The organism is Bradyrhizobium sp. CCBAU 51745 (genome assembly GCF_028128715.1).
In the GTDB taxonomy this organism is placed as follows: domain Bacteria; phylum Pseudomonadota; class Alphaproteobacteria; order Rhizobiales; family Xanthobacteraceae; genus Bradyrhizobium; species Bradyrhizobium manausense.
The window spans coordinates 639465-653293 of sequence record NZ_LBJP01000007.1; the positions used below are offsets into that span (position 1 = coordinate 639465).

General features: G+C 64.1%; 11 protein-coding genes. 5 read left to right on the forward strand and 6 right to left on the reverse strand.

The features are described from left to right. Positions 1-32: 32 nt before the first annotated feature. Positions 33-851: an ABC transporter permease gene (locus XH98_RS10195; RefSeq protein ID WP_271598315.1), complete on the reverse strand. Its 819-nt coding sequence runs from the start codon at positions 849-851 to the stop codon at positions 33-35. Between the two features lie 151 nt (positions 852-1002). Next, complete coding sequence (locus XH98_RS10200) at positions 1003-1806, reverse strand: ABC transporter ATP-binding protein (protein WP_271618514.1); 804 nt, start codon at positions 1804-1806, stop codon at positions 1003-1005. Positions 1807-2172: 366 nt separating this feature from the next. On the opposite strand from XH98_RS10200, the gene XH98_RS10205 reads away from it, so the two are divergent. Then, positions 2173-3483, forward strand: a complete 1311-nt coding sequence (locus XH98_RS10205) for an ActS/PrrB/RegB family redox-sensitive histidine kinase (RefSeq protein ID WP_271598317.1) — start codon at positions 2173-2175, stop codon at positions 3481-3483. A 103-nt stretch (positions 3484-3586) separates the two neighbouring features. Beyond that, complete coding sequence (locus XH98_RS10210; RefSeq protein WP_271598318.1) at positions 3587-4141, forward strand: ActR/PrrA/RegA family redox response regulator transcription factor; 555 nt, start codon at positions 3587-3589, stop codon at positions 4139-4141. Positions 4142-4430: 289 nt separating this feature from the next. Here the strand turns inward: XH98_RS10210 and XH98_RS10215 are convergent, their stop codons facing one another. After that, a complete protein-coding gene (locus tag XH98_RS10215; RefSeq protein ID WP_271598319.1) occupies positions 4431-4922 on the reverse strand; it encodes an MmcB family DNA repair protein in 492 nt (163 codons plus the stop codon). Between the two features lie 161 nt (positions 4923-5083). Here XH98_RS10215 and XH98_RS10220 point away from each other — a divergent pair, with 161 nt between their 5' ends. Beyond that, positions 5084-6784 carry an alpha-amylase family protein gene (locus tag XH98_RS10220; protein WP_271598320.1) on the forward strand — a complete coding sequence of 567 codons (1701 nt, stop codon included), beginning with the start codon at positions 5084-5086 and terminating at the stop codon, positions 6782-6784. A 189-nt stretch (positions 6785-6973) separates the two neighbouring features. Here the strand turns inward: XH98_RS10220 and XH98_RS10225 are convergent, their stop codons facing one another. After that, positions 6974-8575 (reverse strand): alpha-amylase family glycosyl hydrolase, encoded by a 1602-nt coding sequence (locus tag XH98_RS10225; protein WP_271618515.1) that lies wholly within the window; start codon positions 8573-8575, stop codon positions 6974-6976. A 162-nt stretch (positions 8576-8737) separates the two neighbouring features. Here XH98_RS10225 and XH98_RS10230 point away from each other — a divergent pair, with 162 nt between their 5' ends. After that, positions 8738-9421: an MBL fold metallo-hydrolase gene (locus XH98_RS10230; RefSeq protein WP_271598322.1), complete on the forward strand. Its 684-nt coding sequence runs from the start codon at positions 8738-8740 to the stop codon at positions 9419-9421. A gap of 12 nt (positions 9422-9433) precedes the next feature. Here XH98_RS10230 and XH98_RS10235 read toward each other — a convergent pair whose 3' ends face one another. Next, a complete protein-coding gene (locus XH98_RS10235; protein WP_271618516.1) occupies positions 9434-10630 on the reverse strand; it encodes an extracellular catalytic domain type 1 short-chain-length polyhydroxyalkanoate depolymerase in 1197 nt (398 codons plus the stop codon). A gap of 141 nt (positions 10631-10771) precedes the next feature. Then, on the reverse strand, positions 10772-12184 hold the full coding sequence (locus tag XH98_RS10240; protein ID WP_271618517.1) for an MFS transporter: 1413 nt from the start codon (positions 12182-12184) through the stop codon (positions 10772-10774). 187 nt (positions 12185-12371) lie between these two features. Between XH98_RS10240 and sthA the strand changes: the two genes are divergently transcribed. Further along, the gene (gene sthA, locus XH98_RS10245) at positions 12372-13763 is read left to right on the forward strand and encodes a Si-specific NAD(P)(+) transhydrogenase (RefSeq protein WP_271598325.1); all 1392 of its coding nucleotides are present in this window, start codon (positions 12372-12374) and stop codon (positions 13761-13763) included. Positions 13764-13829 lie beyond the last annotated feature (66 nt).

Here is a 13829-nt window from a genome sequence, read left to right on the forward strand (position 1 = left end):
CCAAATCAGCCTGAATCCACGAGAAAGTGACGTTATTCGCCGCCCGAGAGCAGCGAGCCATGCTTTCGGGCGCTGCGCAAAAGGGCAAGGAATGCCCCAAATGAAGCCACCAGAAGCACCGCATTGATGGCTAACGCGTCCAGCATCAAATCGGTCCGGAAGCTGTTCTCGATCAGCAGCGCGCGCATCCCCTCGAAGACGTAAGTCGGTGGCAGCGACCAGGCGATGGTTTGCAGCCAACCCGGCAGCACGCTGACGGGATAATAGATGCAGGCGAGCGGCATGATTCCAAACATCAAGGTCCAGACGATGCTCTCGGCGCCAAGGCCGTTCCGCAGCACCAGACCGGAGACGAAGATGCCAACCGACCAGCTGGTGAAGATCAGATTGCAGAAGAAGGCGATCAGCGGCAGGCCGAGGCTGTAGACGTTGAAATGAAAGAACGCGATCGCGAGCAGCGTCATCGGGATGACGCCGATCGCGAGCCGGATCAGGCTCATCGCCATCAGCGAGAGCAGGAACTCGATCGGCCGCAACGGGCTCATCATGAGGTTGCCGAGGTTGCGGGCCCACATCTCCTCGAGGAAGGAGATGGAGAAGCCGAGCTGGCCGCGGAACAGGATGTCCCAGAGGATGACGGCGCCGATCAGCGTGCCGCCGGCGCGCGCAAAGAAATTGGCATTCTGGGCGATGTAGAGCTGAAGAAAGCCCCAGGTGATGATCTGCAGCGCCGGCCAGTACAACAGCTCGAGCAGCCGCGGCCAGGACGACAGCAGCAGATACCAATAGCGCAGGATCATCGCGCCGATGCGCTGGAGGGAGATGCCGTGGTGGAGGATGAGCTCGGTCATGGACGTTCATCAGTCTTGAAAGGACCCGTCATTCCGGGGCGATGCGCAGCATCGAGCCCGGAATCCATCGACCCGCAGCACATGCGGGGAAATGGATTCCGGGTTCGCGCTTCGCGCGCCCCGGAATGACGGCTGAGACACGGGAGCTCCCTCATCTCGCCTCCTCCTTCGCGCCATTCGCCCGCCCGCGCGCGACGTCCAGGAACACCTCTTCCAGTGTGGTGCGGTTGTAACGGGCCATGATGGCGTCGGGGGTGTCGTCATCCTCGATGCGACCCCGCTTCATGATGATGACGCGGTCGCAGAGACGCTCGACCTCGAGCATGTTGTGCGACGCCAACAAGATGGTGGCGTTGTTGTCCTTGCGGTAGCGCTCCAGATGGCTGCGCACCCAATCGGCCGTATCAGGGTCGAGCGAGGCGGTCGGCTCGTCCAGCAGGAGCAGCTCGGGCTGGTTGATCAGCGCCTTCGCCAGCGCAACACGGGTCTTCTGCCCGGCCGAGAGCTTGCCATTGGCGCGGTCGATGAAATCGGTGAGATCGAGGTCGTCGGCCAGTTTTGCGATGCGGTCGGCAAGGTGCCTGACGGCATAGAGCTTGCCGAAGATGGTGAGGTTCTGCCGCACCGTCAGCCGCATCGGCATGTCGACATAGGGGCTTTCGAAATTCATCCGCCCCAGCACCTCGGCGCTCTCCTCCGGCATCCGATGGCCGAGCACACGGACACGGCCGGAGGTCGGCAGCACCAGCCCCATGATCATCGCGATGGTGGTGGTCTTGCCGGCGCCGTTGCCGCCGAGCAGCCCGGTGATGCTGCCGCGGGGAAGCGAAAAGGAGATGCCATCGACCGCGCGGGTCTGTTTGTAGACCTTGACGAGACGATCGACCTCAATGGCCGCGGACGAAATGCCCTCCGCGACAGTCGGCCAGCTTGAAGCGTTGTCATTCCCGGTCATGCTGCAGGCGTTCTTCCGCCATTGCGCGGTGGAGTGCAAGGCTTGATGTCGGGGACTTCCGCCCTATGAACCGCAGGGTGATCGCATATGGATTGTACGGAGATTGTCTGCGGGCTTGCTTCGCCTCTCCCGCGTGCGGGAGAGGCCGACGCGCTCGCAGAGCGCGGCGGGTGAGGGTTCTTTCCTCTTGGGGATTGTCCCTTTGCGGAGACACCCTCTCCCCAATCCTCTCCCCAATCCTCTCCCGCAAGCGGGCGAGGGAGCGCAGCGCCGCCTCATCGTGCACGCCAGATGCGACGGCCTGCGACCGAATGTGTGGGGGAGCGTGTTTGTGATCGGACCCGTGCACCGCTAGATTGACTTGCAATGACCGAGACCGCCGCTTCCGATTTCCGCCCGTCGCAACGACACATCCGCCTGGACACCATCCTGCGGCTGCGCTGGCTTGCGGTGCTGGGCCAGTTAGCTGCAATCTTTATCGTGGCGCAGGGGCTCGAGTTCGATGTCCCGATCGTTCCCTGCGTCGGCATCATCGGCCTGTCGGCCACGCTCAATCTGGCGCTCCAGACCGCCGTCAATCCGATGCGGCGGCTGGAGCCGATCCAGGCGGCCGGACTGCTGGCCCTCAACATCGTGGAACTGGCCGGGCTGTTGTTCTTCACCGGCGGATTGCAGAACCCGTTCTCGTTTCTGTTCCTCGCGCCCGTCCTGATTTCGGCCACCGCCTTGCCGGCACGGCTGACCTTTGGCCTCGGCATCCTGGCCGTCGCCTGCGCCTCGATCCTGTTCTTCTTTCATTTCCCGCTGCCATGGGACTCCGAAGATCCCGTGGTGCTGCCGCCGATCTATCTTGTCGGCGTCTGGCTTTCGATCGTGCTCGCGATCGGCGTCACCAGCCTCTACTCGTTTCAGGTGACCGAGGAGGCGCGCAAGCTGGCGGACGCGCTCGCCGCGACCGAGCTGGTGCTGACGCGCGAGCAGCATCTGACCCAGCTCGACGGATTGGCCGCGGCCGCCGCGCACGAGCTCGGCACGCCGCTCGCGACCATCTTCCTGATCTCGCGCGAGCTGGAGAAGACGGTGAAAGACCCGGCATTCGCCGCCGACCTGAAAACCCTGCGCGAACAGACGCAGCGTTGCCGCGACATCCTGGGCAAGATCACCCAGCTCTCCTCCACCGGCGCGCCGTTCGACCGCATGAAGCTGTCCGAGCTGATCGAGGAGGTGGTGGCGCCACATCGCGATTTCGGCGTCGCCATCAAGGTGCGGATTGCCGTGACCGCAACAGCCGAGCCGGTCGGATCACGCAATCCAGCGGTGCTTTATGGCGTCGGCAACATCATCGAGAACGCCGTCGACTTCGCCAACTCGACGGTGGAAGTGAACGCGTGGTGGAACAACGACACGATCGAGATCGTGATCTCCGACGACGGCCCGGGCATTCCGCCCGATCTCATGAACCGCATCGGCGAACCCTATCTGTCGCGGCGGCGCGCACAGGATTCCGGCGGCGGCCTCGGACTTGGCGTGTTCATCGCCCGCACGTTGCTTGAACGCACCGGCGCCAAGGTCTCGTTTACCAACAGGACCTTTCCGGAACACGGCGCGGTGGTCCAGATTGCGTGGCCGCGCCAGCGTTTTGAGGCTATCGAGAGCCTAGAGGAAACAATAGGATAGGCCGCGACCTTGCGTCGCACATGAGGCCCGATCGACCATTGGCGGCCTTCACACCGCCTGATTGCGACGCCATATGTAGATGTGCAGGAGAGAGGACAAAACCTTGAACGCCATCGCCGAACTGAACGATCAGACCGACCGCTCGCTTCTCATCGTGGAGGACGACAAGCCGTTCCTGGAGCGCCTGTCGCGCGCCATGGAGACACGCGGCTTTGCGGTGACGTCATGTGACACGGTCTCGGATGGTCTTGCGCAAATCGGCAAGTCCGCCCCGGCCTTCGCCGTGGTCGATCTCAGGCTCGGCGACGGCAACGGTCTCGACGTCGTCTCCGCGCTGAAGAAGAAGCGTCCCGAAGCCCGTGCCATCGTGCTGACCGGCTACGGCAACATCGCCACCGCCGTCACCGCGGTGAAGATGGGCGCGATCGATTATCTGTCGAAGCCTGCGGACGCCGACGACGTCGTCGCCGCGCTGCTCTCGACCAGCGCTGAAAAGTCCGAGCCGCCCGCGAACCCGATGTCGGCCGACCGCGTGCGCTGGGAACACATCCAGCGCATCTACGAGATGTGCAACCGCAACGTCTCGGAAACGGCGCGGCGGCTCAACATGCACCGGCGGACGTTGCAGCGCATTTTGGCCAAGCGCGCGCCGCGGTAACGGTGCCGTAGGGTGGGCAAAGGCGCGTAGCGCCGTGCCCACGAATTGTCTCTGAGTTTCATCGTTAGGTTTGGTGGGCACGCTATCGCTTTGCCCACCCTACGGCACCGTATTTTCTCGCTCGATCGCGCCACATCGTCATTGCGAGCGTAGCGAAGCAATCCAGAATCCTCTGCGGAGACAGTCTGGATCGCTTCGTCGCAAGGGCTCCTCGCAGAGACCAACGCCACACCGTAACCCGTCTTGCCGCTGCAAGCCCCGCTTTCCACGGCGGGCGACGGTGCTGTGCCTACTCCCAGAAATCCGCATGCCCTTGCGGATCGACCAGGCGGTTGATGCGCAACGCTGCCGCCATGCCGAAGCGCACCGTCATCTGCTTGCGCGTTGCGGCGGCGATTCTGTGCTCGGGCGCTTCGCAATGCATGTGCGCGCCATAGGCATCGGCGATGATCAGGCCGGTATCTTCAGGAAAGATCTCGCAGGGCAGGTCCTGCATGAAGGCGAAGAACAGCCGGTCGCAATGGGCGCGGTATTCGTGCCATTTCTGATCGGCGCGCAGATCCTCGACCGACGACTTGATCTCGACAATCCAGATCTCGCCGCGCTCGTTCAGCGCCACGAGATCGGCGCGCCGGCCCGACGGCAACGGCAATTCGCTGATGCAGGAAAAGCCGAGCGAGCGCAGCAGCCGCGCCGTGCCGCGCGCGATCGCGAGCGCGGTTTCGGACTGCCGGCGGTCGGGCGGCGGAACGAGGGCGATGTTGCGGGCGGGGTGGTCCATGGCAGGGAGAGTAGCCGATTCCGTCCTCAGTGTCGTCCCGGCCTGGCGCGCAATTGCGCGCTGGGCCGGAACGGCACCTGGGGTGCGGGAACCACGCTTGCTCAAATCGCTTATCACGCAGCCGCCGCACCCCTCGGCGGGACCACCGAGGCTGCGCGCGCATGATCGACGATCTCTGGTACAAGAACGCCATCATCTATTGCCTCTCCGTCGGCACCTATATGGATGCTGACGGCGACGGCATCGGCGATTTCAAGGGACTGTTACGCCGGCTCGATTATCTGCACGGCCTCGGCATCACCACGATCTGGCTGATGCCGTTCCAGACTTCGCCGGGCCGCGACGACGGCTACGACATCGCCGATTATTACAGCGTCGATCCCCGCTACGGCACGCTCGGCGATTTCGTCGAGTTCGCCCATGGCTGCAAGCAGCGCGGCATCCGCATCATCATCGACCTCGTCGTCAACCACACCTCGGACCAGCATCACTGGTTCAAGGAGGCGCGGCGCGACAGGAATTCACCCTATCGCGACTGGTATGTCTGGTCGGACAAGAAGCCGGCAGGCGCCAACAAGGGCATGGTGTTTCCCGGCGTGCAGAAATCGACCTGGACGCGCGACAAGGAGGCCGGCGCGTATTATTTCCATCGCTTCTACGATTTCCAGCCGGACCTCAACACGTCGAATCCGCACGTGCAGGCGGAGATCCTCAAGATCATGGGCTTCTGGATCCAGCTCGGCGTCTCCGGCTTTCGCATGGACGCCGTGCCCTTCGTGATCGCGACCAAGGGCGCGAAGGTGAGCAAGCCGGTCGAGCAATACGACATGCTGCGCACCTTCCGCGAATTCCTGCAATGGCGCGAGGGCGACGCCATCATCCTCGCCGAGGCCAACGTGCTGCCTGATACCGACATGGATTATTTCGGCAAGGCCGCCGACCGCATGCACATGATGTTCAACTTCCATGTCAACCAGCACCTGTTCTACGCGCTGGCGTCGGGCGACTCGCGTCCGCTGGCGAAGGCGCTGAAGGCCACAAAGCCGCGACCGGCCTCGGCGCAATGGGGCCTGTTCCTGCGCAATCATGACGAGCTGGACCTCGGACGGCTGACCAAGGCGCAGCGCGAGGCGGTGTTCAAGGCCTTCGGCCCCGACAAGGACATGCAGCTCTACGACCGTGGGATCAGACGGCGGCTTGCACCGATGCTCGGCGGCGACCGCAGGCGGCTCGAACTCGCCTACAGCCTGATGTGCACGCTGCCAGGAACGCCCGTGATCCGTTACGGCGACGAGATCGCGATGGGCGACGATCTCTCACTGCCCGAACGCCAATGCGCGCGCACACCGATGCAATGGTCGACCGAGCCGCAGGGCGGCTTCACCAAGAGCGACAGGCCGGCGACCCCTGTGATCGACACGGGTCCGTACGGCTATCCGCATGTCAACGTCGCCAAGCAGCGGCGCGATCCGAATTCGATGCTGAACTGGACCGAACGCATCGTCCGCATGCGCAAGGAGGTGCCCGAGATCGGCTGGGGCGACTTCGCGATCATCCCGACACGCGATCCCGCCGTGTTCATCATCCGCTACGACTGGCGCAACAATTCCGCGCTGTTCGTGCACAATCTCGACGAGAAGCCGCGCGAGATCGCGTTTTCGGCCGGGCTGCCTGACGATGCCGGCGCGCACCTGATCAACCTTCTCGCGGAGGACCACAGCCACGCCGACAAGCGCGGCCAGCACCGCGTCGTGCTGGAGCCCTATGGCTATCGCTGGTACCGGGTCGGCGGGCTGGATTATCTGCTGAAGCGGAGTGAGGTGGATGAGAGGAACGCGAAGGGGAAGAAGCATCCGGCGTGATGTGGGGACGCCACCGTCGCGTCAGCCTCCGCTGTCGTCCCGGCGAAGGCCGGGACCCATAACCACAGGAAACAGTTGCGACGCGAGGTCGGCAACTCCGAGTCTTCGCAAAACTATTGCTGCGGCGTATGGGTCCCGGCCTTCGCCGGGACGACAGTGGGGAATGACGCTGGCGTTTTCTCCAGGCACTCAGGACGGCGGCGCGACGATGACCCCCTCATTTCCGCGCAAATCCAGCACACCTTCGAGCCGCTCACCCTCGCGATCCAGGAATGTCGAGATCAATATCTCGCTGCCGAACTTGATCGCGCTCGTCGTTACCGCAATCGGTTCAGGCCCGAGATTGAGCACGATGATGAGGGCCCTGCCCTGGGCCTCGCGGCGATAGACCAGGAGATCGCCTTGCGCGGCGATCGGGTGGTAGTCGCCGGCGACGAGGGCCGGTGAATTCTTCCGCAATGCGATCAGGCGCTTGTACAGGCTCAGGATCGAGCGCGAATCTGCGTCGAGATTGACGACGTTCTCATGGACGTGATCCTCCGGCAGCGGCAGCCATGGCCTCACGTCCGAGAAGCCGGAGAAGTTTGATGAATCCCACTGCATCGGCGTACGGCAGCCGTCGCGCCCGACGCCGATGCCGGGCACGTTCTTCTCGAAGGGATCGCGCACGTCCTCCGGCGCGATCGCGAGCTGGTGCATGCCGATCTCGTCGCCGTAATACAGCGTCGGCGTGCCGCGCAGGGTCAGCAGCAGCATGGCGGCGATGCGGGCCTGCTCCGGCCCGACGCGGCTGGCGACACGCGGGCGATCGTGATTGCCGAGCACCCAGTTCGGCCAGGCGCCTGTGGGCAGCGCCTTCTCGTAATCCTCGATGATCTTCTCGATCGAGCGCGCGCTCCAGAAGGTCGAGAGCAGCGCGAAATTGAACGGCATCTGCGCGCCGGTGAGGTCGTTGCCGTAATAGGCCATCAGGCGGTGCAGCGGCAGATAGATTTCGCCGATCAAGACGCGCGCCGAATAGGCATCGGTGACGCGCCGCATCTGCGCGATCACGTCATGCACTTCCGGCTGGTCGGTAGAATATTGCGTCAGGATTTTTTCGTTCGGCGGCCGGCCCTCGACATAGTGCGGGTTTGGCGGGTTGTCGCGAAACTCGGCATCCTTGATCAGGTGCCAGATCACGTCGACGCGAAAGCCGTCGACGCCTTTCTCGAGCCAGAACCGCATCACGTCGTAGATTGCCGCGCGGACGTCAGGGTTGCGCCAGTTGAGGTCCGGCTGCTGGGCGAGGAAGGCGTGGTAGTAATATTGGCCGGTGGCCTCGTCGAGACGCCACGCGCTGCCGCCGAATTCGGACAGCCAGTTGTTCGGGACGCCGCCATCCGGTGCCGGATCGCGCCAGATGTACCAGTCGCGCTTGGGATTGTCGCGCGAAGAGCGGCTCTCGATGAACCAGGGATGCTGGTCGGAGGTGTGGTTCGGGACGAGATCGAGGATCAGCTTCAATCCGGCCTCGTGCGCGGCGGCGAGCAGCGCATCGAAATCCGCCATGGTGCCGAACAAGGGATCGATGCCGGTATAATCGGAAATGTCGTAGCCGAAATCTGCCATCGGCGAGGGGAAGATCGGCGACAGCCAGATCGCATCGACGCCGAGCGATTTGACATAGGGCAGGCGCCGCAGGATGCCGGCGAGATCGCCGACGCCATCACCGTTAGAGTCCTGAAACGAGCGCGGATAGATCTGATAGAAGATGCCGTCGCGCCACCAAATCTCGCCGCCCTGTACCATGTGAGAATACCATCCAAAGACTGCCCCTTGCGCGGGAGAACGCGGAAGCAACGCCCCGGTTCAGATTGGCGGGCCAATTGGGACGGCCGTGTGACCTGTTCCCCGGTCCCTCGCACGAATCTTTTGCTTGGCGGCATGGCAAAAATCGGCATTGTGGCGGCCATGACCGAGCAAAATGATACCACAGCCAGATCTGAAGCGCCGAAGGCCGGCGCGATCATCGTCCCCGTGACGCTGTTCGAGCAGAACTGCACCATCATCTGGGACGAGCCTTCCAAGAAGGCCGTGGTGATCGATCCCGGCGGGGACGTGCCGAAGATCCTGGACGCGATCAAGCAGACCGGCGTGACCGTGGAGAAGATCTGGCTGACCCACGGCCATATCGACCATGTCGGCGGCGCCGCCGACTTGCGCGATGCGCTGAAAGTGCCGATCGAGGGTCCGCACGTCGCGGACAAATTCCTGCTCGACAACGTGGTCGAGAGCGGCGCGCGCTTCGGCATGACCGGTGTGCGCAATTTCGCGCCGGACCGCTGGCTCGACGAGGGCGACAGCGTCTCGATCGGCGCCTTGAGCTTCGACATCCTGCACTGCCCCGGCCATTCGCCCGGCAGCGTGGTGTTCTTCAACGGGGATTTGCGCTTCGCCCATGTCGGCGACGTCTTGTTCGCCGGCTCGGTCGGCCGCACCGACCTTCCCGGCGGCAGTCACGCCACGCTGATCAATTCGATCAAGACAAAATTGCTGCCGCTCGGCGACGATGTCGGCTTCATCTGCGGCCACGGCGCCGGCTCGAGCATCGGCCAGGAGCGGATGACCAATCCGTTCATTACCGGCGAGATGTGAGGTCGCGACGCGCTACTTCATCAATCCCGCCGCCGTCAGCGCGCGGGTGATGATCTGGCCGAGATCGAAGCGGCTGGCCTGCTCGCGCTTCGGCGCGGCCTTCTCCTCGGCGACCTTCACACGGATCGTGCGGGCAAGATGCGGCGCCGGCGGGCGGACGGGAACTGCCTTTGCTGGAGCGACGGGCTTCGCCTCGGCCTTCTTCTTTGCCTCCTGGATCCAGCCGGTGAGGCCGAAGAACTTTGCGATGTGGTAGGACGAGGAGATGCCGGCCTCGATCAGGAAGGCGCCTTCGAGGCCGTAGCGCTGGTCGTTGTCGGCAAGGCCGAGCGGCGTACCGTGGGCCATGCCGGTGATGGTGTAGGACTCCACCAGCGTCTCGCCGTCCCTGTTCCACCAGGCCTGGCGCGGATAGCCGTCGACATTGGTCTCGGCCATTGGCGTCAGCGGCAGGTCGTGCAGATCGAGCCACTGCTTGACGATCTCGTTGGCATTGCCGGGATTGACGGTGCGGTCGGCGCTGCCGTGCCACACCGACACTTTCGGCCAGGGCCCGCGATGGTCGGTGGCCCGCCGCACGAAGTCGCCGAGCTCGCGCTCAGGCCGCGCAGGCGAATGAAACATGCCGTCCAGCGCTTCGCGCAAGTTCGAGGCGATGCCGTAAGGCAGTCCTGCGATGATCGCGCCGGCCGCGAACACTTCCGGATAGGTCGCGAGCATCACCGAGGTCATGCCGCCGCCGGCGGAAAGGCCGGTGATGTAGATGCGCCTGGGATCGATGCGATGCGCCTGAACCATATGCGCGATCATCTCGCGGATCGACTTCGCTTCGCCAGAGTCGCGCGCGGTGTCATCAGGATTGAACCAGTTGAAGCAGGTGTTGCCGTTGTTGCTGCGCTGCTGCTCGGGCATGACAAGCGCAAAGCCGTAGTGACGCGCGAGCGTCGACCAGCCCGCACCGAGGTCGTAAGCCGCGGCCGTCTGGCCGCAGCCGTGCAGCACGACGACGAGCGCGCGCGGCTTCTGCAGTTGCGCGGGCACGAACGCGAACATGCGCAAGGCGCCGGGATTGTCGCCGAAGCCGGTGATCTCCTGCAACGGACTGGACGAATCAGCGCTTGCGCCGAAGTCGGGCAGGCGCAGACCATCCATGCCTCGATCTAATCTTGGCAGACGTCTCAACAGATCGACATTTCTGGCTAGCGACACGGCAAATTCCTGGTGGGCGGCTTTCAACGTTTACCCGACCAGATAGTTGCTGCAGTGCGAAATGAAAAGGCCGCGTGCTGTCGACCTCTTAAGGAATCGCGCGGATTCCCGCAGATTTCCGCACGTATTAACCGCAATGCCTCAACTTCGTGCAGATACGCGGCGCATCCACGTCAGGAATGCGGCTGACATCATGATTAATGTCACAAACAGCGCGAGCGAGACGAGAAATCCTGCGCGCGCTGATTGCAACGATTCGATGGCGAAAAATACCGCGCCGATCGCGGCCACTCCGGCCGCATTTCCGATCTGCGCTGTCGTGCCGTACATGCCGGACGCCGAGCCTGCCGCGACAGGCTTGACGGTCGAGAGCACCGCGCCTGACAGCGGCGCCATCACCAGGCCCTGGCCGTAGCCGAAGATGAGCATGATGAGTGCGAGCGCGACCGGTGTTGGCGCATCGCGCACGCCCACGACAAGCGCGAGCGCGGCGAGGCCCGCAATCTGCAACGCGCAGCCTTCGAGCAAAACCCTGGTGCCGCGATGCCTTGCCCGCGCGCCGCTGTGGCGCGAGCCGACGACGAAAGCCAGCGCGAGCGGAAGAAAGGCAAGGCCGGCGGCGAGCGGCGCGATCTTCAGGCCGCGCTGCATGAACAGCGTCATGACAAGATAGAACGAGAGATTGGCCGCGAAGAAAAACAACGCAGCACCAAGCCCGCGCAGGAAGGCGGCATCCGCCAGCAGTGTCAGATCGATCAACGGCATGCCGCCGGCGCGCGCGACGGCGTGCTCGAGCTTGACGAATGCGAACAGGATCGCGCCGCCGCTTCCCATTGCCGCCCACAGCCAGGGCGCCCAGCCGGCATCGTGGCCGAACAGCAGCGGGCCGATCAGGCACAGCAGCCCTGCGAACAGCACGATGCTGCCCTTGATGTCGAGCCTGGTGCCCGCTCGGCGCGGCGTTGTCGGCATGATCTGCCACGCAGCCGCCGCGATCACGAGGCCGAAAGGAACGTTGACGAAGAACACCGAACGCCAGCCGGTATGGGCCAGGTCGAGCGTGAGCAGCAGGCCGCCGAGCAAGAAGCCGGCAGCGCCCGCAAGCCCGAGCACGATGCCATAGATGCCGAAGGCGCGGCTGCGCGACTCGTCGGTGAAGAGCAGATGCAAGGTCGCCAGCACCTGCGGCGCCATCAACGCTGCGGTGGCGCCCTGCGCCAGCCGCGCGATGATCAGCTCCAGGCCTGAATGCGCCAAACCGCACCACAGCGACGTCGCGGTGAAGCCGAGGACGCCGGCGAGGAAGATCGTCTTGGTGCCGTGGATATCGCCGAGCCGGCCGCCGGTGACGACCAGCGTCGCATAGGCGATCAGGTAGATCGCGATGACGGATTCGATCTGCGCCGGGCTCGCGTGCAGGTCGGCCGCGATGGTCGGGATCGCGACGTTGACGATGAAGGCGTCGACGCCGAACATGAATTGCGCGGCGACGACGATCGCCAGCACCCACCAGCGGCGGGTCGAATCGACGGGCTTTGTGACGGTTTGATGCATTTTCGCGCGAGCCTTCCGCGATTTACTTGCGCGCAAAGCTCGCAGATCGCCGTCATCGGCGCGATTACCTCGGAGGTAGGACTGGCCGCCTCTTGCCGCCTCCGTGTCGCCTTGGCCCGATTGCTGCATGTCGGTTCCCGCTGAGATTGCAAGGCTTTGAAGGCAAGTCGGTTTGGAAGCGAATCCGATGTACGACTACGACATGGTGGTGATCGGCTCGGGCCCGTCGGGGCGCCGGGCCGCGGTGCAATGCGCCAAGCTCGGCAAGGCCGTGCTGGTGGTGGAGAAGGGCCGGCGCGTCGGCGGCGTCTCCGTTCACACCGGCACGATCCCCTCGAAGACGCTGCGCGAGACGGTGCTGAATCTCTCCGGCTGGCGCGAGCGCGGCTTCTATGGCCGCTCCTACCGGGTGAAGCAGGACATCGCCGCGAGCGATCTGATGATCCGCTTGCAGAAGACACTCGACCACGAGGTTGAGGTGCTCGAGCATCAGTTCAGCCGCAACCTGGTCCGCACCGCCAATGGCGAAGCACGCCTGGTCTCGCCGCACGAGGTCGAGATCACCAGCGCCATCGGCGAGACCAAGATCGTGTCTGCCGCCTTCATCCTGATCGCCTGCGGCACCCGCCCGTTCCGGCCCGCCGACGTGCCGTTCGACGGCCATTCCGTGCTCGACAGCGACGAGATCATCGAGCTGACGAAGCTGCCGCGCAGCCTCGCCGTGATCGGCGCCGGCGTGATCGGCGTCGAATACGCCACCATCTTCAGCGCCCTCGACGTTCCGGTGACGCTGATCGAGCCGCGGCCGACCTTCCTCGATTTCATCGACAAGGAATTGATCGACGAATTCATGCACGAGCTGCGCGACCGCAACGTCGCGCTGCGGCTCGGCTCCAAGGTGACGTCGATCGAGAAGAATGCGCAGGGCAGCATCGTCACGCATCTGTCTGATGGCCGGCACGTCGGCACCGAGATGCTGCTGTTCGCGGCGGGCCGCGTCGGCGCCACCGACCGGCTCAACCTGGAGGCGGCCGGCATCGCCGTCGACCATCGCGGCCGCATCAAGGTCGACCCTGTCACCTTGCAGACCAGCGTGCCACATATCTATGCGGCCGGCGACGTGATCGGCTTTCCGAGCCTCGCCTCGACCTCGATGGAGCAGGGCCGCGTCGCCGCCTGCCACGCGCTCGGCATGGAGCCCTTGGCGCCGCCGGAATTCTTTCCCTACGGCATCTATTCGGTACCGGAGATCTCAACCGCGGGCCTGACGGAAGAAGAGGTGCGCACGCGCGGCATTCCCTACGAGGTCGGCATTGCCCGCTTCCGCGAGACCTCGCGCGGGCACATCATGGGGCTGAACAGCGGCATGATGAAGATGATCTTCTCCACCAAGACCCGCCGCCTGCTCGGCGTGCACATCCTCGGCGAAGGCGCCACCGAGCTGATCCATATCGGCCAGGCCGTGCTGAACCTCAAGGGCACGATCGACTATTTCATCCAGAACACGTTCAACTATCCGACGCTGGCGGAAGCGTACAAGATCGCCGGCCTCGATGCGTGGAACAGGATGATGCGGTGATCTTTCTTCGCCTCGCCCCGCTTGCGGGGAGAAGTCGGAATTCAAACGCAGTTTGAATTTCGGCTG

Coding starts and splice junctions, on each gene's coding strand:
- XH98_RS10195 (WP_271598315.1), bottom strand. CDS start 851: ATGACCGAGCTCATCCTCCACCACGGCATCTCCCTCCAGCGCATCGGC.
- XH98_RS10200 (WP_271618514.1), bottom strand. CDS start 1,806: ATGACCGGGAATGACAACGCTTCAAGCTGGCCGACTGTCGCGGAGGGC.
- XH98_RS10205 (WP_271598317.1), top strand. CDS start 2,173: ATGACCGAGACCGCCGCTTCCGATTTCCGCCCGTCGCAACGACACATC.
- XH98_RS10215 (WP_271598319.1), bottom strand. CDS start 4,922: ATGGACCACCCCGCCCGCAACATCGCCCTCGTTCCGCCGCCCGACCGC.
- XH98_RS10220 (WP_271598320.1), top strand. CDS start 5,084: ATGATCGACGATCTCTGGTACAAGAACGCCATCATCTATTGCCTCTCC.
- XH98_RS10225 (WP_271618515.1), bottom strand. CDS start 8,575: ATGGTACAGGGCGGCGAGATTTGGTGGCGCGACGGCATCTTCTATCAG.
- XH98_RS10230 (WP_271598322.1), top strand. CDS start 8,738: ATGACCGAGCAAAATGATACCACAGCCAGATCTGAAGCGCCGAAGGCC.
- XH98_RS10240 (WP_271618517.1), bottom strand. CDS start 12,184: ATGCATCAAACCGTCACAAAGCCCGTCGATTCGACCCGCCGCTGGTGG.
- sthA (WP_271598325.1), top strand. CDS start 12,372: ATGTACGACTACGACATGGTGGTGATCGGCTCGGGCCCGTCGGGGCGC.